This is a genomic window from Sulfoacidibacillus ferrooxidans, assembly GCF_022606465.1.
GTDB lineage: Bacteria > Bacillota > Bacilli > Alicyclobacillales > SLC66 > Sulfoacidibacillus > Sulfoacidibacillus ferrooxidans.
On the sequence record NZ_JALBUF010000001.1, the window covers coordinates 135,970 to 159,799 of the forward strand.

Genomic DNA, 23,830 nt, shown 5'->3' on the forward strand with positions numbered 1-23,830 from the left:
CTCTCATGTCAGGAGTTACCGATGGGCAAAAAACACAAAACGCTCGGCTTGATAAAGAGAAAGCTGTTTTTCTAATTGCTGTACTTGCGCATATTGCTCTTCTTCAGTCCACTTTGCAAATTGAACGACATCCACAGGTACACAGTCCACGTCTAGTTTCCCATCAGCACCTACATGGACACTTTGAAAGCCTGCCTTAGACAGTCCCCCAAATACTTCCCACAACTGATATGCACGCTGCTCGTGATGCTCATCTATGCGTTCATATAAGCCGTTTTGTACCCATCCAAAGAGCGTCACTTCATAGCTTACTATGAGGCTCTCAGGATCTACTGACGTCACCATCAACGTGGCATGTTTATCAGTCACATCGTAATGGACTTGATTGCCAAGCACATGCAGGACTTTATACGGGCTGTGCATATCAAAGAGAAAATGCCCATTTTCTGGTAAAGAGCGCGCAACTGCAGCAAAAGATTGAATTAACTCTTCTTCAATGACCATGTAATTAAACACATCACAAAAAGAAACACATAGATCTGCTTGCACCTGAACTGGCAGACGTGCGGCTGTCGATTGAACAAATGACACACGATTACTATATGCACTTAATTTTTCCTGCGCGATAGCCAACATGTGCTCAGAAGGATCCACCCCAATGACAGTACGCGACCGACGCAATAGATGCGGGATCATAACACCGGTACCACATCCTAGATCCATCACGCGTGTACATGGGGCTCCCGCGTAAGTTACTGCTTGCTCAAAAAGTTGTACAAATTGATCATATGGGATATCTTTCATCACCACATCATACACATGTGAAAATCCTTCGTACACTTTCTTGCAACTCCTTTATCAACGCCACCGCATGCCCATTAAACAGACATCGACAAGCGAGGAGCATCTCCCCAAAGTCGTTCTAAATCAAAAAAGCGTCGTTCTTCTTCTTGAAATACATGAACAATCACATCTCCAAAATCCAATAACACCCATTTCCCGTCGCGGTGTCCTTCCGTACCTCTCATCTTCACACCGCGCAATTCCATGTGCTCTTCAATTGAATCTGCAATCGCCTGCGCTTGAGTACGTGAATTTGCACTACAGATTACGAAGTAATCGGCTATGATCGATAACTCCCTTATATCAAGAATCACTACATCATTTGCCTTTTTGTCTTCCGCTGCATCTGCAGCCAATTTGGCGTACTCTCTACACTGATCGCGCATGCGCCAACCTCCTATAGGATGATAATTACCATTTTACTCTACGCTATTCAATTCGTTTCGTCTATCCCTAACCATAATTGATTACGCATTTCAACCGTTTCCCAACAGATAGGCAAATGCTGTTTAACTAAAAATAAGATAGCTGAATCTGCAACACAAGCAACTGCATAGGGTAAACTTTTCTGTGCTGCCAAACGCAATTCATCAACACCCGCGTATGAACGACCTGGTTCAATCGCATCTGCTACATACAGAACCTGTGCAACAGCAGACATCTGAGGATGCCCTAACGTATGGCTTGCAATTGCATCTTGTATCTCTTGATCAAAAACTGCAAAATCAAGTGGTAATCGTTTTGCTGCAATAGGTCCATGCCAGGTTACTGGCGCTGTTGTAGGAACAGTAACATCGACTTCCAACGCTAGACGAGTAAGTGTTTCAACATCTAATTCACGATAGATATCATGTAACCATGCAGCGATCATCGCCTGATTTTCATCTACCCCAAACTGTTTAGCCAATAACTTTGCCGTGTAGACGACTCCTTCTACATGTTTAAACCGCTTAGGAGTTAGCCTGGATTTCACTAGGCTATACCAATCATTTACGATTGCTGATACACCCCCTGTTGTACAATCCAGTTCCATACTCCATCTGGTAAGAGTGGATCCACACGCAATCCAGCAACCAATCTCTCTCTCAACCAAGAACTGGAAATATCTAACGCTGGCATTTCAAGAAAGATGATCTGAGAAGCGGACAATGTCATTTGACCTTTAGAAATGGCTTGATCCACATCTTGGTATGGACGTGGCGCAACAAGTAGCGTTACTTCCTTTGCGATCTCCTGTGCATCTTTCCATGTTGGAAAGTTCTCAAACATGTCTGCTCCAAGTATTAAAAACAATTCAGCGAAAGGATACAGTTTACGATATGCAAGTACTGTATCTACCGTATAACTAGGACCTTCACGCTGGCATTCGATAGGACTTACTTCAAATGACGAAAATGGCTTAACCGCCATGGCAACCATCGCTAATCGAGACTCTACATCTGTAATGTCTTGATGTTGCTTATGTGGTGGAATCGCTGCAGGAATGAATACCACGCGATCTAACTGAGCCATTTCACGAGCTATTTGCGCAACCATCAGGTGCCCTACATGAGGAGGATCAAATGTTCCACCAAATAAACCAATACGCATACATCACCTAACGCGGTAGCACAATTGTGCGATGGTCTTGTGATCTTCGATACACGATCATGATGCGACCGATCGTCTGCACAATCTCTGCCTTCGTTCCCTCTTGTACTGCCTGTGCTGCTTCTTGAACTGACAGCGGACTATTGGATAACACAGAAATTTTAATGAGTTCCCTAGCTTCAAGCGCTAAACCAATCTGATCAAGTACTTGATCAGTCATGCCACCTTTGCCTATCTGCATAACAGGCTGTAATGGATGCGCTAATGTGCGCAGATATCTTGCTTGCTTCCCTGTAAGTGTCATACTTTCCTCCAATGCATCTTTTGTTACTCATGATGGTTCTTCATATCGTGTAAAATCGCTTGTTCCATCACAGATCGTGGTGGATCACACCCAAACCATGCATGAAAAGCTAATGCTCCTTGCGCGATGAGCATCCCTAATCCCCCGTGTACTAAAGCCCCGCGATTTTTAGCCGCAAGCAATAAGGGAGTTTGCATAGGGCGGTAAACAAGATCGCTTACTATCATAGTAGAATGTAATAGATGTTCTGCGATAGGCATCTGCCCTTGTGCAAGTCCATGCATACCCACTGGCGTCGTATTGATTAAAAGGTCAATGCCGTCTGTGGATAGCTGATCGAGCCCTACCACCTGTATAAGAGATTGTTTATACCATGTTTGCAGATGAACAGCAAGTGTTTGTGCTCGCACGACATCGCGATTGGCAATCGTAAGTGATTCACAGCCAGCTTGGAGTAGCGCATCACAAATGGCGTGTGCAGCGCCACCAGCGCCAATAACGACAGCTCTGACACCCGTTAGTGACAGCGAAAGTTCTGTCGTGATAGACTCCAACCAGCCAGCACCATCCGTGTTGTCTCCAATCAAACGATTCTTATCTCTGATAACTGTATTGACAGCTCCAATGCGTTGCGCTCGATCGGTCAACTCATCCATGTATTCGAGCGCCCGCTCCTTATGCGGAATGGTCAAATTTGCGCCTAAAAATCCAAGCACTCGCATTCCACAAAATGCATCTCGCAACTGCTCTGGCGCCACATCAATAGCCGTGTATACAGCATCTAATCCTCGATCAACAATAGCGGCTTGATGCATAATCGGAGAAAAGGAATGCCTAATCGGATGTCCAAGAACAGCAAGTAGATCCGGCATCGCGACGTCTCCCTTCAAAAATCCACTAATCACTCAAATTAGCGCAGGTCTGACAGCAGCCTCGATTCGCACTGGTGTATGCAATCGCAAATCCACTGCAGAGCCTGACAAACGAATCCAACCGAGACCAGGAATCACAATATCGACGGGACGACCAGACTTGAAACCCATCTTTTTTGTTGTCATCTGTTGCAATGATTCATCACATGCAGAACAAGGTGGGGTCAACAACTGCCCTCTTTGTCGTGCATAGAGTTCATCAGCGTTCTCGAGTTTCGTCCGATGCACAAGTAACTGGTTTGCTGCATAGATGACAAATGATTGTGGATCACCAGACACAAAATCAAGACGCGCCAGTCCACCTAAAAACAGTGACTGACCCGGTTGCAACTGATATCCACGAGGTCGCAATGGTTGCTTTGGGAGAATCTGCTTCAAGGAAGACCCACACACACGATCTTGCAATCGATGAGTTCCCAGTAACCCTGGAGTGTCAATCACAGTCATACCCGTTTTACCGATTTTAAACGCAACTGATCCAAGGGTAGTTCCCGGAAATGGACTCGTCGTATACAGTTGACCTTCATCTGGATCACTAAGATGTAAAATGCGATTAAGCATCGATGATTTTCCTACATTCGCCATGCCTACCACGATCACAGGCTTGTCCCGCGCTTCACGAATCAATCGTTCATAAAGTCCATCAATGCCAAATCCAGTCTGTGCACTTACGACAAATATCTCTGCAGGTTCAATTTCATGCCGTCTAGCCTCTCTCCACAACCAACCGCGAACCCGATCAGGGTTTGTTCGCTTTGGGAAAAGGTCGAATTTATTGGCCGCTACAATGACTTTGTGTTGGTTGAGTAGCCCTTGCAATCCACGTACGACACTGCCATTAAAATCAAACAAATCAACCGCATAAAGCACGACTGCTGGGCGTTCCAGAGCACGCATCACAGTTGCGCGGTAATCTTGCTCCGTAACGCTCACAGGAGTGATTTCACCATAGTGTTTGATGCGATAGCAGCGCTGACAAAGCGGAAATTCACGCATAAATGCGTCTCCAGTAATATATCCCTTTTCACCCTCGCGTTCCATCTGTAACGGAACGCCACATCCTGTACAAACCATACTCATGAATGAAATTCTTCTCCTTCTTTAGCAACTCCGAGGGGAGCATATGAATCATACCATGCTTCCCCCTCACTTGGTCTCTGACCTTCTAAAATCCTTCGTTCAATACGCCGAACGAACCGCGTACCTATAAATTCATGCGGATGCACCGGTTCCACTAAAATAGTATAGAGTCCCATTCGATTGCCACCTAGGATATCTGTAAATAATTGATCTCCGATCATGGCGGTTTCCTCAGGTTGCGTCTCTAGTAGTGATAAAGCCGTATAAAAAGACCGCTTACGCGGTTTGCGCGCTTTATGAAGTGCAGGAATATTGAGCGGGCGCGCAAAACTCATGACACGCAATGCATCGTTATTGGATAAAATGCAGATGTGAAAACCCATTTTTTGAACTTCTTGTAACCACGCCACAAGTTTCTCTGTCGCAATCGGAGAATTCCACTCTACTAAAGTATTATCAAGATCCGTAATAATCCCTCGAATACCTTCTTGCCATAACCGCTCAAGGTGGATGTGATAAATCGATGTCACATACTCCCGCGGTCGCAGTGAATCGAGCACCGACATTCCGCCTTCCATTTCGTTGTAGTTTATGGTATCACAGCGACTATTCTGATGCAAAAAGGCCGATATCAAAAGTTTACCTATTGTCCAGATTTCATGAATTGTTCTTGCAATTTGTGTAGTGCTCGTTTTTCAATGCGCGAGACATAGGAGCGAGAAATCCCTAACTCTCTCGCGATTTCTCGCTGTGTCTTTTCAGCACCGTACGGCAACCCAAAGCGAGCCCAGATAATCTGACGTTCGCGTGGATCGAGAACGGCTAATCCGCTATAGATCCGATCGCGATCCATGCGGAATTGAATGGTCTGCAATAGTTCATCATCTTCCGTGCCAAGTACATCTAGCAGTGAAACCTCGTTACCTTCTTTATCCTGCCCTATAGGCTCGTGTATGGACACGTCTTTTTTCACTTTTCGAAGTGCTCTCATATGCATCAAAATTTCATTTTCTATACACCGCGCTGCATACGTGGCTAAACGCACACCTTTATCCGGTTTAAATGTTTGTATGCCTTTGATCAGACCAATGGTCCCAATAGAAATTAAATCATCCCCATCGTCTCGACCCTGATCATACTTTTTCACAATATGCGCCACTAGTCGCAAATTGTGTTCAATCAAAAGATTTCTAGCCTCTTCATCCCCTTGTTGCAATTTAAGAATCGCCTTTTCCTCTTCTTCACTAGCGAGCGGTTGCGGAAAAGTGTGATTTTTTACAAAGGAAACAAAAACGGACAGTTCTCGCACGAGCATGGCCAATATGGTCAAGAGCCCCATCTGTAAACCTCCTTTGCGCCGCGAAAAAATTGTATGCGCATAGGACAGTGAACATGCGGGGCTATACGATAGCTCTTGACTTACTATTGTTGACGCTTTGCAAGATTTTGAGCTCGTTTCGCTTCATTAGCTAATTGCTGTGCATAAGTTGTTGCAAAATAACTAGCACCTGTCCCGTTCCCTTTTGCAACATAATAGTAATAATCGGTTTTTGCAGGATGTAATGCAGCCATAATAGAATGAATGCCAGGATTTGCAATCGGACCTGGTGGCAATCCGTAAAACACATACGTGTTATATGGATTATTGACTAAAAATGCCGACGGTGGCAAAGTTGAATGATACCCTATCGCATATAAAACAGTCGCATCAATGCGTAGACGCATGGGTGGATGATGATGCAAACGATTATAGATGACACTCGCAATCAACGGGCGTTCACTATTCAATTTTGCTTCTTTTTCAATCATCGACGCAACCGTCATCATCTGCGATAACGTCATATCTTCCTTCTTTAATGCTTGTAGGCGTTCTGGCGTCAATACTTGATTCATTTCACCAAGCATGGTTTGCAAAATCAATGTCGGAGACTCACCTTTTAGAAAATCATAGGTATCCGGAAATAAATACCCTTCAAGCGGATCTCGTACCAACTTGTTGTGCGGAATGTCCTTTATAAACCCATATGAAAAATGATCATGATGCACAGCATACATAAATGATTGAACTGAACATACCTTATCTTGTGCTAACACCGCAGCAATTTGTTGTACAGTATATCCTTCTGGAATCGTCACCTTAACAGTATTAAATTGTGCAGCACCTAGTTTTAATTCTTGGATGACTTGAACCATACTCATCCCAGACGAAAACCGATATCGTCCTGCTTGTAAATCCCCACCTTGATGAGTAAGAAACAAGTATGCGCGAAACCAAAAGGGGCTACTGATAAGACCTTTCGATGCTAATGTATCGGCGATGTCTACACTCGCCATGCCCTGATGCACATCCACCCACTTACTTTGCCCAGGAACGCCAGACGGTCGATTGGCTATAAAATACAATGCACCAAAAGCAGCTAGCATGATGAGCACGAGTAGAATCACAACCGCTGCGACCACAAAAATGACGCGACGGATGGTCCCCCTCGCGAAACGAGATTCTATCATCAGCTTTGATCATCCAATTCAAAAAGAATGGTATCAAACGCTTCCGCCACATTTTCCCACTCTTCATCATCTTCAATTCCAGAGAACGTAATATTGTCAGTTTCGATATTTCCTTCAACGCGCAAAATCAATGGTTCTTCCTTTTTGTCTACTTCCGATTGCAAAACGACATAATGCCGTTCATTCATCTCCATGACGCGCAACACGCGATAAGGTTCTTCATTCCCCTCATCATCTACTAGCTCCACGCGTCCTTGTAGTAATTCATCCATCATGTCGAGTTCTCCCCTTAGACTCCAAATACGTCTGCAAAATAAGTGCAGCAGCAATTTTATCAATCACTTTTTTGCGCTTATCTCTACGTACATCAGACTGTATAAGCAGTTTTTCTGCACTTACTGTCGTTAGCCTTTCATCGATCCACTCAATAGGAACATCGACAGCTTTAGCTAATTCACTAGCAAAAGCTCTGGTTTGTTCTACTCGAGTGCCCATCGATCCATTCATATTGACCGGCAATCCGATGACGATAACCGAGACTTCCTGCTCCGAAACAATGGATGCTACGCGCAAAATAGGATCTGCAACTTTTTTGCGATCAATCACTTCAAAAGCTTGTGCAGTAAAAAATAACGGGTCACTTAATGCAATTCCAATCCGAGCGTCTCCATAATCAATACCAAGCGCTCTCATTGAAGACGTGCGGCTAAATAAGCTCGTACTAACTCTTCGATTAACTCATCGCGCTCCACTCTGCGAATCGCATCACGTGCATCTTTAAAACTTGTGATATACGCCGGATCACCAGAGATTAAGTAGCCTGATATCTGGTGAATGGGGTTATACCCCTTCTCTATCAGAGCATCATAGGCTAGCATCAGCGCACGTTCCGCTCGATTCGGCTCATCTGGCCGAAGTCGAAATTGCATCGTTTCTTCAAATGAAGACATACGGGCAAGACTCCCTTCGCGATGCTTATTCACTACGCTCGCTATATTCCACATCCTTGACCTGCAATCCTCTTTTATCAAAAGATCATTTGCAGGCCAAGCATCACAGTATCGCTACCCATTATTCTCTATTATTTTCGATTCAATGTAAAAACGCAACCTCTGTCAGCATATCATCTCAATTACACAGAGAGTAACCTGCGTGCAGTCGCAAGTGCTGCATCTATTTGCAAAGGATTTTTACCCCCAGCTTGTGCGATGTCAGCTCTCCCACCACCCGAACCACCAACAACAGCTGCGATTTCTTTTACCAACTTACCAGCATGATATCCCTTCGCTTGTAGAACAGTTGGTACATACACGACAATTGCTACCTTATCGTCTTTAACAGAACTAAGGATCATCAATAAATCTTGACGTTGTCCCTTCAATTCATCAACAATCGCTCGTAACTGATCAACATCCATCTCCGCTACTTTTGCAATCAACATAGCGCTATCTTGAAGAAGTTCAATCGATTGAAGTAACTGCATCGCTTCTAAGCGCCCTAACTTGCTCGTTAGGCTCTCCATGTCCCGCTCTAGTTGCTTAGCGTGTAGCAGCATTGATTCGACACGTTGTGGCAATTGACCAATATTTGCGCGAAGAGATTCTCCTATCGACAATAGTAGCTTCTCTTGCGCAAGTACGTATTCATACGCATATTTCCCCGTAACAGCTTCAACGCGTCGAATCCCGGAACCAATGCCACCTTCTTGCACAAGTTTAAATAGTCCAATTTGACCTGTACGCGCTACATGACAACCACCACAAAGTTCCAATGAATATGTGCCTGCCTTTACCACTCGTACAATATCGCCATACTTTTCACCAAAAAGCGCCATCGCACCGAGCGACTTTGCTGTTTGTTGATCCATTTCTTCGATAGTCACAAGTTCATCTCGCCATATTTCCTCATTGACAAGACGCTCCACGCGATCCATTTCTACCCTGGACATTGCCCCTACATGAGAAAAGTCAAAACGCAAGCGCTCCGGTTCCACCAAAGACCCTGCCTGTGCCACATGCTCACCCAGTACTTCACGCAACGCTTTGTGCAAAAGATGTGTCGCTGTATGGTGCTTTGTGATATCTGCGCGAGCCTCTAAGTCAATCGCCGCAGTCACAGTAGTACCAGCTTTAGCTACCCCCATGATCACCTCGCACTCATGGACATGCTGTCCATGCGGTGCCTTTTGAACATCCAGTACGCGCAATTCGAAGTCTGAGTGGATGATCATGCCTCGATCACACACTTGTCCACCACTTTCCGCATAAAACGGGGTGCGATCAAGGATCAGCTGCACTCGCTCGCCAAGACCTGCTGTCATGACTGGTTCACCTTCTACCATCATCCACTCGATCTTCGCAACCGTTGCATACTCTGTATATCCGACAAACGAACTGGCAACATCCAAATCCCTTAGCACAGTCGTCTGCACCTGCATACTCCCAACGTCTTGCCTTGCACTGCGGGCACGCGTGCGTTGTTCTTCAAGTGCTAAAGTAAAGCCTTCACGATCAACAGTAAGACCGTTTTCGAGAGCAATTTCCTCTGTGAGATCGACTGGAAATCCGTACGTATCATATAATTTAAACGCTTGATCGCCAGGAATCATCTGTTGATCCAAAGATTTCACTTGCTTCATCACTTGTGTCAATAATGCTTCTCCCTCAGTAAGAGTTTCAAAGAAGCGCTCTTCTTCTATGCGAATCAAGCGTTCCACGTACTCCCGCTTGTGCAAGACTTCAGGATAGTAGTCCCCCATCACTTCACCCACGACACCTACAAGCTGATGCAAAAACGGTTGACTATACCCAAGTTGTTTGCCACTTCGAACCGCACGGCGCAACAACCGGCGAATCACATAGCCTCTCCCCTCATTACTCGGTGAAACACCATCTGTAATAGAAAAGGCAACTGTGCGCACATGATCAGCAATAATCTTTAACTTCGTATCCACGTCAGTGGATGTGCCATAGTTCACGTGAATCAGTCGTGCAGCTTCTTGGATAATAGGTAAAAATAAATCGGTATCAAAGTTCGTAGCAACATTTTGCAAGACAGATGCCGTACGCTCAAGGCCCATTCCTGTATCAATATTTTTCTTTGGTAAGGGTGTATACGAACCATCAGGATTATGATTGTATTGACTAAAAACTAGATTCCATATTTCTAGATGGCGATCGCAGTCACAAGAAGCGTCACACTCCGGTCGGCCACACCCCACATCTTTTCCACGATCATAAAAAATTTCTGAGTTAGGTCCGCACGGTCCTTCGCCAATATCCCAGAAGTTTTCATCTAGCCGGAGAATTTTCTCTTTTGCAACCCCAATTTCGCGTTGCCAGATCAAGTATGCTTCCTCATCTTCAGGATGAATAGTGACGGATAAACGCTCTACCTCCATGCCTAAACGATCGGTAATAAATTCCCACGCCCAGTGAATCGCTTCGCGTTTAAAGTAATCGCCAATCGAGAAATTCCCAAGCATTTCAAAAAAAGTTTGATGCCTAGCTGTCTTCCCTACATTCTCTATATCATTTGTACGGATACATTTTTGACTATTCGTCATTCTTACATTAGGCGGAACTACCCGTCCATCAAAATACTTCTTAAGGGGTGCCATACCACTATTGATCCACAGCAAAGATGCATCATCTTGAGGAACAAGACTAGCACTTGGCATAATGTCATGCCCTTTTTCACGGAAAAATTCCACATATTTTCGTCTAAGTTCGCTACCCTTCAAGTTAAACCCTCCATCTCATACTCAAATAAAATAAGCCTCTCATCCTCAAAGGGACGTGAGACTCACGCGGTACCACCCTCATTATGCCAATATCTCTATAGAGAGATCGACATCACTTTACGCGCGTTAACGGGCGCATCCGTCACGTTCATGTGTGCAGCCTTGGGACTAGCTTCCCTACTTCTTCACATGTAAACTTTCTCAGCACAAACGAAGTCTACTCTCTGAATGTGGGCTAGAAGGTACTCTTGTCCTGCGTCGCTATTTGAGTTGGAGTATAGCAAATGTGTATGGTCTGTGCAAGTGCCCACATAGATGTAAGTGACAATTAAAAAAGGAAGTCCATAACTGGACTTCCCTACTTGCCTGGCAACGACCTACTCTCCCAGGACCCTGCGGTCCAAGTACCATCGGCGCTGGAGGGCTTAACCTTCGTGTTCGGGATGGGTACGGGTGTGTCCCCTCCGCCATCATCACCAAGCTCACGATTAATATACTATAACAGCGTGAGCTTGTCAACTATATGTATCGTTTGTCATGAAGAAATTTATTTGTCAACCGCATGCTCTGAGACATGATCAAAAATAACCTTCAGCACAGCAACGATCGGCACTGCAAAAATCAGTCCAGCAACACCAGCTACTTCCCCAGCAAACATGACCGCTAACAATATCAGTACAGGGTGAAGATTCATCGTCTTCCCCATGATCCATGGCGAAAACACATTGCCTTCTAACTGCTGCACAATTAGATTGACAAGTAACACTTTAAACAGCATGACATGAGATACTCCTAATGCCATAAATAACGCTGGAGCCGCACCAATAAATGGCCCAATATACGGAATAATGTTGGTCAGTGCAACAATTAAAGACAACATGAGCGCATAAGGCATACCAACGATCATCAGACCAATAAATGTAGCTACCCCAACTAACAGCATGACAAACAGTTGACCACGTACATATCGCCCGAGCGACCGATCAATGCCGACCATGATCTCTTCGACTCCGGCACGCGAGCGACGAGGAAATAAACGAACGACAAGCGCTGTAAATAACGAGTAATCTTTGAGTAAGTAAAATACAAGAAATGGAACAATAAAAGCTTGGATAGCCCCGCTCACCATGTCCTTAACCCCGACCAGCGTTTGTGAAACCCCATTTAGAAGTCCTTCTTCAGCTCCACTTAACGTCTTTTCAAGTGCGACACGAACTCCATCAGGCAGTATCCTTGTCGCAAACGAAAGCCGATCAATCAACCCATCGATAGCTGTTACATACCCCGGTAACTGACGAATAAAGGCCTGTATTTGCATGGATAGTAACGGGAGAGCATTGATCACTAGGATCGCCATAAAAATGACAACAACCGCATAAATAATTAAAATAGCTAGTGATCGCGGTACTTTACGAGCAGCAAGTGCATCTACAACAGGCCGTAATACGTATGTGGCAATAATACTGACGACAAGGGGCAGTAAGATCGCCCAGATAATGTCCCACATATCAAAAAGAAAATCGCGCAATTGTCCAATGAGATCAAGACACGCCAATACTACGAGCACGAAAATCGCAGTATAAAGGGCTCGATCTTTGCGATCTTGAAGCTTCATACCATAGCCCCCATTTCAAACACCAGGACGAGCATAACTACGCAACATGTATATGATACAAGATGCATAGCTACAACCTGTTATCTTCTAGCGGGGCAGACTCACACGAGGACAACTATCCTACTCCCAATACGCCTAGTCTTAGGATGGGTGTTTCGAGGAGGGATCTTCATCATCCTCCATATCCTGCATGGCACTTTCCCTTAGCTGATGAAATCTCTCTACATGGGTTTGATTTAACTCAAATTGATCATAATCACGTGTTCCTTCAGACTCTATCGTTTCATCTATGCGTTGCTCACGCTGCTCCTCAATGCGCTTTAAAATGCGATCTGACACTTTCCTACTTCTACTTTGCAAGTAAAATAGCAAGCCAAATGCTACCACTGCCACAATGACTCGTTCTGTCGTCACAATCATTTGAATACCCCTTCCATGTACTATGTACATCTACACAAACACTATACATGTTGTTTACATAACAAAAAGATCTGAGCCTAGGCCCAGATCAACATATCATACAGTATACTAAAATTCTATGGTGGAGATAAGCGGACTCGAACCGCTGACCCCCTGCGTGCAAGGCAGGTGCTCTACCAACTGAGCTATATCCCCATGTAGTGACGAGTCAAAAGCATTCAATCTAAGAATACTCTGGTGGGCCTAAGTGGACTTGAACCACTGACCTCACGATTATCAGTCGTGCGCTCTAGCCAGCTGAGCTATAGGCCCTAACCTTCGACTCTCGAAGAACTTGCGTCAACAACATGTAGGAATATAGCATACATATTCATAGTAAGTCAAGCCATTAACGCATTTCCGATAAAACAATTGGACTTTCTTCTACAATTGCAACGCCCGCATCGGGCGCCCATGCTACTAGACTTCCGTCTTCATCCACATGATAAATTTTCACTTCTTCGCCTACTAAAGCGAATTCCATAAAGCAATTCCAACAGTAAAATTGATTATTCCCGATCTTCCCTATATCTTTACAATTGCAATGCGGACACCGTTCCACTTTTCACACCTCCGCCATAGATTATGCCTTCTATGATATCCAATTTAAACCACATATAATCATAAATCATGCATCTTTCACATACTTGTCCTATCTACACCTCGAAATAAAGATTGCAACCTATGCACATGAAATTCAATCCGATCGATCGCTCGCTCGACCTCTGCTAATGTGTTAAACGAAGAAAAACTAATCCGTATAGAAGATAGCGCTTCATCCTTTGGAATGCCCATCGCTAAGAGCACATGCGAAGCGTCTACAGAACCCGCATGACATGCGGAGCCATTTGACACCGCTATTCCATCTAAATCAAGAGCCATCACTAACGCATCTGCTTGAACTCCTAATAAGGTCACATTGCAAATTCCAGGAACACGAAAATCCATACCATTTACCCGAGCAAATGGTATCTTCTCTTGTAACAAGGTTACAAATCTACGATTCAACTGCATCATGTGCCGCGATCGAACTTCTCTCTCAGTGCACAATAACTCTACTGCCGCGCCAAACCCGACTACTGCAGCCACGTTTTCCGTTCCAGCGCGACGCCCCCGCTCCTGCTGTCCACCACGCAATACAGGTGAAAATGGAGTTCCATCGCGAAGATACAGGGCACCGATACCTTTTGGGCCGTAAATTTTATGCCCACTAAGAGATAATACTGACACAGGTAACTGGCTTACGTCAATAGGAATTGAAGGGAGTGCTTGAACAGCATCCGAATGGAGAAAAACCCCTCTCGTTTGCAATTCTTTCGCCAGCGTTTCAATAGGTAAAATAGCCCCTGTCTCATTATTTACCCACATGACACTGACTAAGCCTGTATCAGGACGAAGGGCTGAAAGAATATCCTGCACCTCCACCTGTCCATTCGATCCAGGTTTTACATATGTCACCTCATAGCCCCATTCCTCAAGCCATGAACATGTGTTAAGAACTGCATGGTGCTCCACTTGTGTAGTGACTAAGTGACGTTTACCAGTAGCGCGCAAAACACCTACTAAGGCAAGAAAATCAGCTTCTGTTCCCCCACTTGTAAATATGATTTCGTGGACATTAGCACCAATCCCACGTGCCACCTGACCTCTTGCTTGTTCCATCGCGCGGTGTGCCTTCTGACCAAATTGGTGAATACTTGACGGATTCCCAAACGTATCACGATAAAACGGCTGCATTGCTTCTCGCACATCTTTATGAGTAGGAGTGGTGGCCGCATTGTCTAAGTACACAGGCATGTCCAAAAACAAGTAAACTCCTTTCTTGTCACAATCCTCATTCTACGAACGCTCAGTGCTCCTCTTCCATTTGCGCGGACGAATTTTTGCTTCTGTACCTTCTTGTGTTGGCACATAAAAAATCTCGTCTTGCAACTCATGAGGAAGATACACTTGCTCTACATAATGCTGCGGATAATCATGTGGATATAGATACGCCCGATCATCATTGCCTTCACGATAAAAATGTCGATCGCGAAGCCAACTAGGAACCTTTGCATGTGGATAGGTCTTGATGGCCTCCTCCACGCGAGCTAGTGCCGTCACCACACTATTTGATTTAGGCGCCTCACACACAAAAATAATTGCTTGCGCAATGACAATCCGCGCCTCTGGCATCCCGACTTGCATTAGTGCATCAACTGCCGCCACAGCTTGTAAAAGTGCATGCGGACTTGCAAGTCCTACATCTTCACTAGCATGTACAATTAAACGACGTACAGGTATGCGAGGATCTACCCCTGCTTCAACCATACGCATAAACCAATACAGTGCAGCATCGCTATCGCTTCCGCGTATGGACTTACCAAACGCACTGAGCATGTCATATAAAATCGACTCATCGAATGAAGCCATCGTTTCTTGCGTTGCTTCTCGCACATCGCCAATGGTCACGATATGTACGTCAGGTTTCGCAGAAACATATTGAACAGACGCCTCAAGAATTTGTAGTGCTTTGCGCAAATCTCCACCCGACATCTGCACCATGACTTGAATCACATCAGGGGCAACCTGCATCGAGAACGCACCTAACCCGCGCTCACTATCATGTAACGCCCGTTCCATTGCACTAACCATGTCTACTTCTTGCAAACTCTTTAGTTCAAACACTTGCAAGCGACTAAGTAAGGCACGAGTTAGGCATATACGAGGATTTTCCGTCGTACTAGCTAGTACAAATACCACACCACGTTCAACCGCAGGTAATAATAAATCTTGCTGCGCTTTACTATAGCGATGGATCTCATCGATGAAAAGCACAGTTTGCATACTATACATACGTTTTTCTTGCTCTGCAGCAGCGAACACTTCACGCAATTCCTTGGCACCAGAAGAGACCGCAGATAACTCTATAAATCGAGCATCTGCTGCCAGTGCGTACATTTTTGCAAGCGTCGTTTTCCCCGTCCCAGGTGGCCCCCACAATACAGCAGACATGAGACGCCCCGCATCTACTGCGCGGCGCAACACTTTTCCACTACCAACCAATTGTTGCTGGCCAACAAATTCGGACAATTGTCGGGGGCGCATACGTTCTGCTAACGGAACCTGAAAGTCTGGTTCCATGTTGTTCACCTCATTCGGGTCGTAAATGCAGCAGCCGCTATGGTCTCATCAATATGATCATCAGTGATATCCACGTGCGTCACAAAACGCACCAACGTACCACCAAATCCAGCAGCAAGAACCCCACACTCAGAAAGTGTCGCTAAAAATTCATCTGGCGTCAGTCCACTGTCGCGCACATCCGCAATCACAATATTTGTCTCTACGCGGTCCACATCGACTACGATCCCTCTGATATTGGCCAGCCCTTGTGCGAGACGCTTTGCTCGCACATGATCATCCGCTAAGCGATCAACCATCTGCGTTAGTGCAATGAGGCCTGGAGCGGCAATCACACCCGCTTGTCGCATCCCACCACCGAGCATCTTGCGCCATTTGCGCGCTTTTTCAATGAACTCAGCAGTACCTACCAAGACAGAACCTACCGGTGCGGCTAACCCTTTCGATAGACAAAACTGCACAGAATCTACAGTTGCAGCATACTCCTTGGCAGAAATACCCGAGGCAACTACCGCATTAAATAGTCTTGCCCCATCCAGATGAACGGGTATATGATTTCGATCTGCGAGCTCTTTCACTGATTGCATATAGGACAGTGGGAGTACAGTTCCACCTGCACGATTGTGCGTGTTTTCAAGACAAATAAGACCAGTCTCTGGAAAATGGATATTTTGTGGGCGGATCGCTTCTTCCATCGCTGTCAGGGGCATCATGCCGCGTTCTCCTGCTATCGGTCGCGTTTGTAACCCACCAAGCGCTGCCATTGCCCCCACTTCGTAATAGAAAACATGAGCATCCGCTTCAACAATAACCTCTTCTCCACGTTTTGTGTGTGTCAATATGGCGACTTGATTCCCTTGCGTGCCACTTGTCACAAATAGCCCTGCTTCTTTACCAAGCATCTGTGCTGCCGTCTCTTCCAACTTTGTAACCGTCTTATCTTCCCCGTATACGTCGTCCCCAACGACTGCTTGCGCCATCGCCTGGCGCATCGCAGTGGTTGGTTGCGTAACCGTATCACTTCGCAAGTCAATCATCCAAATCCCTTCTCCCTGTGTTTGCTTTCCTGTAAACAATACTCACACATGCTATGGATCGACTATTCTTCAACATCTTTAGTCAATAAATGCAGCGTATCCAATTGCTCTTGTGCAACAGGGGATGGAGCTCCCGTTAACAAATCTGAGCCACTTGCCGTTTTTGGAAATGCGATGACATCGCGCAACGAACTTTGTCCAGTCATGACCATCAACAAGCGATCTAATCCAAAAGCAATACCACCATGGGGAGGTGTACCGTACTCAAACGCATCGAGCAAAAAGCCAAATTTTTCACGAGCAGATTCATCTGATAACCCAAGACTAGTAAACATGTGCTCTTGTAGTTCGCGCTGATAGATTCGCATGGAGCCCCCACCTATTTCAAATCCATTCAACACGACATCGTATGCTTGTGCACGCACAGCACCTGGATCACTTGCAAGAAGCTCAATATCCTCTACCATAGGCATCGTAAATGGATGATGGACAGCCACATACCGTTTGGCATCATCGTCATATTCTAATAGCGGAAACTCAGTCACCCATGCGAATGCAAACACTTTTTCATCAATTAAACCGATCATTTTACCAAGGTGCACACGCAAAGCTCCTAATGCATCCGCGACAACTTTTTTCTTGTCTGCCACAAAGAGAAGCAAATCACCCGCTTGTGCTTTGGTCGTCGTGCGAATCGCTTGCAGCTCTGATTCTGTAAAAAACTTAGTCAGTGGCGAGCGAATGCCCTCTTCCTCTACGATCATCCATGCAAGTCCCTTTGCCCGATACCGCGCGGCAAACTTAGTCAGGTCATCTAGTTCTTTGCGACTAAATGTTCCACATCCAGGAGCGAGTAACGCCTTCACTTGCCCACCTTTTTGTAAGACATCCTGAAACACCTTAAAACCACAATCGGCAAGAATACCCGACAAATCAAGTAACTCCATGCCAAAACGCAAATCTGGTTTGTCTGAACCATAACGTTCCATGGCCTCATGGTAAGTCAAGCGCAAAAATGGTCTTGGCACTGCAACATCTAAGACAGAAGAAAAAATCTCAACAATCATTTCCTCCATCATTTCTTGCAAATGCGCAGCGTCTAAAAATGAAGTTTCTATATCTAATTGCGTAAATTCCGGCTGTCGATCAGCCCGTAGATCTTCATCTCGAAAACAACGTACGATCTGAAAATACCGTTCAAAACCAGACACCATCAACAGTTGTTTAAAAAGTTGGGGAGATTGTGGGAGAGCATAGAATTCACCTGGATGCACACGCGATGGCACAAGATAATCTCGTGCACCTTCAGGAGTACTTTTTGTGAGCATTGGCGTCTCCACTTCTAGAAAATCATGGCGATCTAGGTAAGTCCGGATGACTTGATATACGCGATGCCTCATTTTAAACGTGTTTAACATAGGCGTTCGACGCAGATCCAAATAGCGATAGCGCAAACGAACAGCTTCATCTACATCGATATCTTCTTCGATTTGAAATGGAGGATTTTTAGCTGCATTTAAAATAGTTAGTTGCGTGACCTCAATCTCTATGTCACCCGTGGCAATCTTGGGATTGATCGACTCTGTATCTCGTATGACTACTTGTCCTTCGACTCGAATCACATATTCACTGCGCAAGCGATCAGCTAACTGCAATGCAGTTTGATCGATGTCAGAGCGAAAAACAAGTTGCACGATCCCACTTCGATCCCGTAGATCCACAAAAATAACGCCACCCAGATCGCGTCTGCGCGAAACCCAACCTGACAACACCACATTTGTCGCTGCATGTTCTTTGCGTAATTCATTACAAAACACTGTACGGAAATCCATAAGCTCCACCTTCCTATACTTACAGCACGTTAGATCTCACTCTGACCATTTGTTACTCGTTCTAAAAGATAGTTCACCACACGATGTTGCTCGACTAACACTTGCTCTCTCGTACTCAAATCACGCACAGACACACTTTGTGTAGACACCTCATCATCTCCTATGAGTACAACGTAGCGAGCACTGAGCCTATCAGCCAATTTGAGCTGGCCCTTCACTCCCCGCCCATAGTAATCAACATCCGCTGTTATATGGGCTTTACGCAACTCGTGGAGCACACGCACAGAAGCATTCATAGCTGAATCACCCATAGCCACGACGACAACATCCACCTGATCTTTTGCCTGTACAGTCTCTTGTCGTGCGGCGCGCGCAAGGAGCAGTCTTTCCACACCACCTGCAAATCCGATACCTGGCAATTCAGGACCGCCTAACTCGTGAATTAACCCATTATAGCGTCCACCTGCAAGAATCGTACTAATCGCACCTATACTTCCTTCTTTAAACTCAAACGCTGTTTGCGTGTAATAATCAAGCCCGCGCACCATGGTTTTGTCAATCTCATAAGTGATACCCATCTCATCAAGATATGTTTGTACAGTAGCAAACTGATGGGCACAATCGTCACACAAAGCATCCGTTATAGTAGGAGCACTCATCACAACGGGATGATCGTGATCAATCTTACAATCAAGAATCCGAAGTGGATTTTTTTCAAAACGAGATTGACAATCTTTACATAACTCATTTCGAATCGGCTGCAAATGTTCAATCAAATGTGCCTTATGACTTGCCCTACACACCGGACAGCCCACAGAGTTCAAATGCAATGTAAACGTATCAATTCCCAACTGGCGCAAGAAGTGATCCCCTAATCCGATCACTTCTGCATCCACTCGCGGGTCGCTCGAACCAATAACCTCTATACCATATTGGTGAAATTGCCGATATCTCCCAGCTTGTGGTTTTTCATAACGAAACATGGGCCCAAAATAATAAAATTTTTGTGTATTTGCTACCCCATATAATTTTTCTTCCACATAAGCGCGAACCACACCTGCTGTTCCCTCAGGACGAAGCGTCAATGAACGATCGCCACGATCCATAAACGTGTACATTTCTTTTTGCACGATATCAGTCGTATCGCCGACTCCGCGCAAAAACACTTCCGTATGTTCAAATATGGGCGTGCGAATTTCACGGTAATGATAGATGGCAAATAGTCGCCTTGCTTCATCTTCAATCGCGCGCCAATCCGCTACTTGATCAGGCAAAATATCTGCTGTGCCACGTGGTTTTGCATATTGAACCATCATGTAGTCCCCCCTTATGAACGCAAAAAAGCACCCTTCGTCCAAAGGGACGAACGATGCTATGACCGTCCGCGGTGCCACCCCTCTTCGAGTGCCTACACAACATCTTTCCATTATCGAAGGACATGTAGACAAATGCGCTTATGATTGGATAACGGGAACATCGGATCCCGGTCACTACTTTTCGTATAGGACATCTCCAAGGTGTCTTTCCCTCAAGCACTGATAAAGCGACTTGCAGCCACGATCGCTTCTCTCTATATCAGTTACAAAAGGTACTCTCCTCATCATCGACTCAGATTAAATTGTCTACTTATTGTACCAAACGTCAACTCAAATGTCCAAATGATTGTATCGCTGATAAGACTCGATGTAACGCCCGTTCCTTTTTCTCGAGCATCTGTTCCATATGTGCAATGTAGGCACTCGGTTCACTCGCATTTTGCTGTTGTGTAATCGTACCGTCTGGCATCACCCACTTACTTGAGGCGCCGCCCCCTATACCTATAATGGTTTGCATCTCTTCAATCGTAATCATGTTGTAAATACCCTCTTTACCAGGCAATGAATATCCTACATTTTCGAGATTAGCCAAAATATCTTTTTGCCGATATAAATAATAAGGTACATAGTTAGCTACTTTCATTTGTCGTGCAACATGATCCATCATATCGTACACTTCTGAATCTTTGGCAACGGCATATGCATCTCTATGATCCGTAACTTCGGATGCTCGTTTAAACGATAGCGTATGCACTGTTATTGCATCTGGCTCTAATTGGAGCGTGCGTTCTAATGAATACTGTACATCACTCAAACTCTCGCCAGGCAATCCTAAGATAAGATCCATGTTGATATTTTGAAAAGAGGCCTCGCGAAAAAGGTGAAACCGCTTATCCACAATATCCGGTGAATGTCCTCGTCCAATTAATTTTAAAGTTTGTGCACGAAATGTCTGAGGATTGACACTCACCCGATCAACGCCATATGTTTTTAGTACATCGACGCGATCTTTTGTAATCGTATCGGCACGCCCGGCCTCCACGCAAAATTCACGCCAAGCCTTATGTCCTGGAATTTCTGTGACTACGCTCTCCAATAATTCACTGAGTTCCTTAGCTTTTAGACTAGTGGGCGTTCCGCCCCCGATATACACAGTAGTCACAGGAACTTTGTACTCCCGCAACAACCTTCCAACCATCTCAATTTCTCGCATCATCGCATCGAGAAATCCCTCTGCATAGCGCGCCTTGTCTACCATTGAGTAAGCAGGGAACGTACAATACGCACAATGTGTGGGACAAAATGGAATGCCAATATAGATACTCACTTCGCGCTGTTTGAGCGAATACAAATCAGGTACGACCATGAGTTCCCGCTTTGCAATATCAGTCAGCAACTGTGATCGTACTGCATCTATGCGATAGTTAGATTGTAATTGATGAACCACTTCACTCCATGTGGGTGCTTGTGGCTTATGCAACAAGAGATCGTGCACCAGTTTTCCTGGACGCACCCCAGTTAATATTCCCCACGGCTGAGATGTGCCAGTAAACGCTGCAAGTGCCTCATGTAGTGCATACACCATCGCCCTTTTGGTAGCACGCCTGATCTGTACATCAGTGGCATGTTCTGGCAATATTAATAGGCGACTCTTACACTGATACAGTGGACGCGATCGATCCACTCCCTTTACTGCTGCAAGAGTTTCAACGCTAACGATTGCGTATATTGTATCTGGACTACTTTTTATATTCACATGCACCATGACATCCTGATCTGCTGTTTTTTCTATCGCACTACTCTCGAGCACTTTCACTTGCATGTGTGGATAAAAAAGCGAGAGCATACGGATCACTTCTTGTTCATAAGCTTGCTCTTTGAAGCGCACATAAATGACGCCTTGTAAAGAAGCAGAGTTTGACTCTTCTTGCTTAGCTACTTCTATCATTGTTGCTCCTATCTGCCATGTTCACTCGGCTATTGCATTCATTGCATTGCGAATTCCTTGTACAAGCTCTTCATAATCCCATTCAAATAATGTTCGAACGTCAAGAATTACTTCATCTTTTGCTATTCTCGCGATAATTGGTGGCGACTGCTCACGTAACGCCTTCAATAGTCGTGATGACGTGCTGGAGATCGGAAAAAGTGCTAGTGCAAATGTAGGGATGTCTTCCATAGGCAATGCACCACCACCTACTTTTGATGTGGTTTCAAGTACGCGACAACGCGCATGCCCACCTACACAAAGAGTCACTTCCCGAGCTAGCTGTTCTGCAATCATGCGCAACTCTTCACTATTGGTTGTTAGCATGCGAAGCGTAGGAATGTTTTTCCATGCTTTTTCTTCATCAAGGTAGAGTCGTAGCGTTGCTTCAAGGGCCGCTAGCGTCAACTTATCTACTCGCAGTGCACGCAATAATTGATTGTTCCTTATCCGATCAATCCACTCTCGTTTACCACAAATCACTCCGACTTGCGTAGCGCCAAGCAGTTTGTCGCCAGAAAATGTGACAATATCCACTCCGGCTAAGATGCTAGCTCGCACACTCGGTTCGTCGCCAATTCCCTGCGAGCGCAAATCCAGTAAACTACCACTTCCTAAATCTTCAATAATAGGCACCCCAGCTGTATGTGCAAGTGCCACAAGCGCAGATAGTGGCGGCTGATAGCTGAATCCTACGATGCGAAAATTAGATGTATGCACACGCATGACGAGGTCAACTCCATCGGCAAGCGCTCGTTCATAATCATATTCATGCGTTTTATTTGTCGTTCCCACTTCTACAAGCGTTGCTCCACTCGCCCGCATGACTTCTGAAATGCGAAAAGATCCACCAATCTCTACTAACTCCCCACGGGAGACGGCCACTCGTTTATCCTTTGCCATTTCATTAAGTACAAGCCATACTGCAGCAGCGTTGTTATTGACTACAAGAGCAGCTTCTGCACCCGTCAATTCACACAATAATGGTTCAACGTGATCGTAGCGATGGCCCCGTTCCCCCGTTGTGAGATCTAATTCTACATTACTGTATCCTTTGGCGACATCCATAATAGCCACTAACGCCTCTGGCGCAAGAGGTGCACGTCCTAAATTGGTGTGTAACACCGTACCTGTGGCGTTAATCACCCTTTGGAGATGCATCTGTGCGCGCTGCTCAAGCCATTGGTGTGCAAAACTAAGGATCCCCTCTACAGAAAGGTCAACATCTGGTGCATCCTCTGCCACAAGTCTACGCGCCGTATCGATAGCTACTTGTAGTGCTAACAGAACGTTGGAACGCGCTTCATCTTCTAACCATTGTTCTACCTCTGGATGTGCGAGTAACCGATGTACTGCAGGTAGTTCGCGGTAACGCTCTATGTCCATGTGTATAGCCACACCCTATCCTTATTCTATAGCTACGTGTGCGATATCTTTCTGTGTATGGTTCTATACTCTCATT

The 23,830-nt window shown here is 45.3% G+C and carries 24 protein-coding genes, 2 tRNA genes and 1 rRNA gene; all 27 read right to left on the reverse strand.

The window, feature by feature from the left end:
• Positions 1-15: 15 nt before the first annotated feature.
• The 27 genes from MM817_RS00805 to selA all read right to left on the reverse strand — a co-directional run bounded on the left by MM817_RS00805 (position 16) and on the right by selA (position 23,754).
• The gene (locus MM817_RS00805) at positions 16-840 is read right to left on the reverse strand and encodes a class I SAM-dependent DNA methyltransferase (protein ID WP_241711540.1); all 825 of its coding nucleotides are present in this window, start codon (positions 838-840) and stop codon (positions 16-18) included.
• Between the two features lie 38 nt (positions 841-878).
• The gene (gene rsfS, locus MM817_RS00810) at positions 879-1,229 is read right to left on the reverse strand and encodes a ribosome silencing factor (protein WP_241711541.1); all 351 of its coding nucleotides are present in this window, start codon (positions 1,227-1,229) and stop codon (positions 879-881) included.
• Positions 1,230-1,276: 47 nt separating this feature from the next.
• On the reverse strand, positions 1,277-1,876 hold the full coding sequence (gene yqeK / locus MM817_RS00815; RefSeq protein ID WP_241711542.1) for a bis(5'-nucleosyl)-tetraphosphatase (symmetrical) YqeK: 600 nt from the start codon (positions 1,874-1,876) through the stop codon (positions 1,277-1,279).
• Positions 1,834-2,433 carry a nicotinate-nucleotide adenylyltransferase gene (gene nadD, locus MM817_RS00820; RefSeq protein ID WP_241711543.1) on the reverse strand — a complete coding sequence of 200 codons (600 nt, stop codon included), beginning with the start codon at positions 2,431-2,433 and terminating at the stop codon, positions 1,834-1,836. Before nadD ends, yqeK begins: the two co-directional genes overlap by 43 nt.
• Positions 2,434-2,440: 7 nt before the next feature.
• Positions 2,441-2,737 carry a ribosome assembly RNA-binding protein YhbY gene (gene yhbY, locus MM817_RS00825; protein ID WP_241711544.1) on the reverse strand — a complete coding sequence of 99 codons (297 nt, stop codon included), beginning with the start codon at positions 2,735-2,737 and terminating at the stop codon, positions 2,441-2,443.
• Between the two features lie 23 nt (positions 2,738-2,760).
• Positions 2,761-3,609 (reverse strand): shikimate dehydrogenase, encoded by an 849-nt coding sequence (gene aroE, locus MM817_RS00830; RefSeq protein WP_241711545.1) that lies wholly within the window; start codon positions 3,607-3,609, stop codon positions 2,761-2,763.
• A gap of 33 nt (positions 3,610-3,642) precedes the next feature.
• A complete protein-coding gene (gene yqeH / locus MM817_RS00835) occupies positions 3,643-4,749 on the reverse strand; it encodes a ribosome biogenesis GTPase YqeH (protein ID WP_241711546.1) in 1,107 nt (368 codons plus the stop codon).
• Positions 4,746-5,315 carry a YqeG family HAD IIIA-type phosphatase gene (locus MM817_RS00840; protein ID WP_241711547.1) on the reverse strand — a complete coding sequence of 190 codons (570 nt, stop codon included), beginning with the start codon at positions 5,313-5,315 and terminating at the stop codon, positions 4,746-4,748. Before MM817_RS00840 ends, yqeH begins: the two co-directional genes overlap by 4 nt.
• Positions 5,316-5,392: 77 nt before the next feature.
• On the reverse strand, positions 5,393-6,088 hold the full coding sequence (gene sigK, locus MM817_RS00845) for an RNA polymerase sporulation sigma factor SigK (protein ID WP_241711548.1): 696 nt from the start codon (positions 6,086-6,088) through the stop codon (positions 5,393-5,395).
• Between the two features lie 83 nt (positions 6,089-6,171).
• Entirely contained in the window at positions 6,172-7,257 is a 1,086-nt protein-coding gene (gene mltG / locus MM817_RS00850) for an endolytic transglycosylase MltG (protein ID WP_241711549.1), read from the reverse strand.
• Positions 7,257-7,532: a DUF1292 domain-containing protein gene (locus MM817_RS00855; protein WP_241711550.1), complete on the reverse strand. Its 276-nt coding sequence runs from the start codon at positions 7,530-7,532 to the stop codon at positions 7,257-7,259. The genes mltG and MM817_RS00855 overlap by 1 nt, the downstream gene beginning before the upstream one ends.
• Positions 7,522-7,950 carry a Holliday junction resolvase RuvX gene (gene ruvX / locus MM817_RS00860; RefSeq protein WP_241711551.1) on the reverse strand — a complete coding sequence of 143 codons (429 nt, stop codon included), beginning with the start codon at positions 7,948-7,950 and terminating at the stop codon, positions 7,522-7,524. Before ruvX ends, MM817_RS00855 begins: the two co-directional genes overlap by 11 nt.
• A complete protein-coding gene (locus tag MM817_RS00865; RefSeq protein ID WP_241711552.1) occupies positions 7,947-8,207 on the reverse strand; it encodes an IreB family regulatory phosphoprotein in 261 nt (86 codons plus the stop codon). The genes ruvX and MM817_RS00865 overlap by 4 nt, the downstream gene beginning before the upstream one ends.
• A gap of 182 nt (positions 8,208-8,389) precedes the next feature.
• The gene (gene alaS, locus MM817_RS00870; RefSeq protein WP_241711553.1) at positions 8,390-10,999 is read right to left on the reverse strand and encodes an alanine--tRNA ligase; all 2,610 of its coding nucleotides are present in this window, start codon (positions 10,997-10,999) and stop codon (positions 8,390-8,392) included.
• Between the two features lie 364 nt (positions 11,000-11,363).
• A 5S ribosomal RNA gene (rrf, locus tag MM817_RS00875) occupies positions 11,364-11,480 on the reverse strand.
• Positions 11,481-11,546: 66 nt separating this feature from the next.
• Positions 11,547-12,614: an AI-2E family transporter gene (locus tag MM817_RS00880; RefSeq protein ID WP_241711554.1), complete on the reverse strand. Its 1,068-nt coding sequence runs from the start codon at positions 12,612-12,614 to the stop codon at positions 11,547-11,549.
• Positions 12,615-12,755: 141 nt separating this feature from the next.
• Positions 12,756-13,034, reverse strand: coding sequence for a hypothetical protein (locus MM817_RS00885; protein ID WP_241711555.1), 279 nt, complete (start codon positions 13,032-13,034; stop codon positions 12,756-12,758).
• 119 nt (positions 13,035-13,153) lie between these two features.
• Positions 13,154-13,229, reverse strand: a tRNA-Ala gene (locus tag MM817_RS00890).
• A 40-nt stretch (positions 13,230-13,269) separates the two neighbouring features.
• Positions 13,270-13,346 (reverse strand) — tRNA-Ile (locus tag MM817_RS00895).
• Between the two features lie 76 nt (positions 13,347-13,422).
• Positions 13,423-13,635 carry a hypothetical protein gene (locus tag MM817_RS00900; RefSeq protein ID WP_241711556.1) on the reverse strand — a complete coding sequence of 71 codons (213 nt, stop codon included), beginning with the start codon at positions 13,633-13,635 and terminating at the stop codon, positions 13,423-13,425.
• A 77-nt stretch (positions 13,636-13,712) separates the two neighbouring features.
• Positions 13,713-14,870 carry a cysteine desulfurase family protein gene (locus MM817_RS00905; protein WP_241712254.1) on the reverse strand — a complete coding sequence of 386 codons (1,158 nt, stop codon included), beginning with the start codon at positions 14,868-14,870 and terminating at the stop codon, positions 13,713-13,715.
• A 42-nt stretch (positions 14,871-14,912) separates the two neighbouring features.
• Positions 14,913-16,196, reverse strand: coding sequence for a replication-associated recombination protein A (locus MM817_RS00910; protein ID WP_241711557.1), 1,284 nt, complete (start codon positions 16,194-16,196; stop codon positions 14,913-14,915).
• Positions 16,197-16,201: 5 nt separating this feature from the next.
• Positions 16,202-17,233, reverse strand: coding sequence for a low-specificity L-threonine aldolase (gene ltaE, locus MM817_RS00915; protein ID WP_241711558.1), 1,032 nt, complete (start codon positions 17,231-17,233; stop codon positions 16,202-16,204).
• Positions 17,234-17,295: 62 nt separating this feature from the next.
• Entirely contained in the window at positions 17,296-19,065 is a 1,770-nt protein-coding gene (aspS, locus tag MM817_RS00920; protein ID WP_241711559.1) for an aspartate--tRNA ligase, read from the reverse strand.
• A gap of 29 nt (positions 19,066-19,094) precedes the next feature.
• Positions 19,095-20,381, reverse strand: a complete 1,287-nt coding sequence (gene hisS, locus MM817_RS00925; protein WP_241711560.1) for a histidine--tRNA ligase — start codon at positions 20,379-20,381, stop codon at positions 19,095-19,097.
• A gap of 325 nt (positions 20,382-20,706) precedes the next feature.
• Positions 20,707-22,329, reverse strand: coding sequence for a coproporphyrinogen dehydrogenase HemZ (gene hemZ, locus MM817_RS00930; protein WP_241711561.1), 1,623 nt, complete (start codon positions 22,327-22,329; stop codon positions 20,707-20,709).
• A 21-nt stretch (positions 22,330-22,350) separates the two neighbouring features.
• Positions 22,351-23,754 (reverse strand): L-seryl-tRNA(Sec) selenium transferase, encoded by a 1,404-nt coding sequence (selA, locus tag MM817_RS00935; protein WP_241711562.1) that lies wholly within the window; start codon positions 23,752-23,754, stop codon positions 22,351-22,353.
• Positions 23,755-23,830 lie beyond the last annotated feature (76 nt).

Coding starts and splice junctions, on each gene's coding strand:
- rsfS (WP_241711541.1), bottom strand. CDS start 1,229: ATGCGCGATCAGTGTAGAGAGTACGCCAAATTGGCTGCAGATGCAGCG.
- yqeK (WP_241711542.1), bottom strand. CDS start 1,876: ATGGAACTGGATTGTACAACAGGGGGTGTATCAGCAATCGTAAATGAT.
- nadD (WP_241711543.1), bottom strand. CDS start 2,433: ATGCGTATTGGTTTATTTGGTGGAACATTTGATCCTCCTCATGTAGGG.
- yhbY (WP_241711544.1), bottom strand. CDS start 2,737: ATGACACTTACAGGGAAGCAAGCAAGATATCTGCGCACATTAGCGCAT.
- aroE (WP_241711545.1), bottom strand. CDS start 3,609: ATGCCGGATCTACTTGCTGTTCTTGGACATCCGATTAGGCATTCCTTT.
- yqeH (WP_241711546.1), bottom strand. CDS start 4,749: ATGAGTATGGTTTGTACAGGATGTGGCGTTCCGTTACAGATGGAACGC.
- MM817_RS00840 (WP_241711547.1), bottom strand. CDS start 5,315: ATGTCGGTGCTCGATTCACTGCGACCGCGGGAGTATGTGACATCGATT.
- sigK (WP_241711548.1), bottom strand. CDS start 6,088: ATGGGGCTCTTGACCATATTGGCCATGCTCGTGCGAGAACTGTCCGTT.
- mltG (WP_241711549.1), bottom strand. CDS start 7,257: ATGATAGAATCTCGTTTCGCGAGGGGGACCATCCGTCGCGTCATTTTT.
- MM817_RS00855 (WP_241711550.1), bottom strand. CDS start 7,532: ATGATGGATGAATTACTACAAGGACGCGTGGAGCTAGTAGATGATGAG.
- ruvX (WP_241711551.1), bottom strand. CDS start 7,950: ATGAGAGCGCTTGGTATTGATTATGGAGACGCTCGGATTGGAATTGCA.
- MM817_RS00865 (WP_241711552.1), bottom strand. CDS start 8,207: ATGTCTTCATTTGAAGAAACGATGCAATTTCGACTTCGGCCAGATGAG.
- MM817_RS00880 (WP_241711554.1), bottom strand. CDS start 12,614: ATGAAGCTTCAAGATCGCAAAGATCGAGCCCTTTATACTGCGATTTTC.
- MM817_RS00885 (WP_241711555.1), bottom strand. CDS start 13,034: ATGATTGTGACGACAGAACGAGTCATTGTGGCAGTGGTAGCATTTGGC.
- MM817_RS00905 (WP_241712254.1), bottom strand. CDS start 14,870: ATGCCTGTGTACTTAGACAATGCGGCCACCACTCCTACTCATAAAGAT.
- MM817_RS00910 (WP_241711557.1), bottom strand. CDS start 16,196: ATGGAACCAGACTTTCAGGTTCCGTTAGCAGAACGTATGCGCCCCCGA.
- ltaE (WP_241711558.1), bottom strand. CDS start 17,233: ATGATTGACTTGCGAAGTGATACGGTTACGCAACCAACCACTGCGATG.
- aspS (WP_241711559.1), bottom strand. CDS start 19,065: ATGGATTTCCGTACAGTGTTTTGTAATGAATTACGCAAAGAACATGCA.
- hisS (WP_241711560.1), bottom strand. CDS start 20,381: ATGATGGTTCAATATGCAAAACCACGTGGCACAGCAGATATTTTGCCT.
- hemZ (WP_241711561.1), bottom strand. CDS start 22,329: ATGATAGAAGTAGCTAAGCAAGAAGAGTCAAACTCTGCTTCTTTACAA.
- selA (WP_241711562.1), bottom strand. CDS start 23,754: ATGGACATAGAGCGTTACCGCGAACTACCTGCAGTACATCGGTTACTC.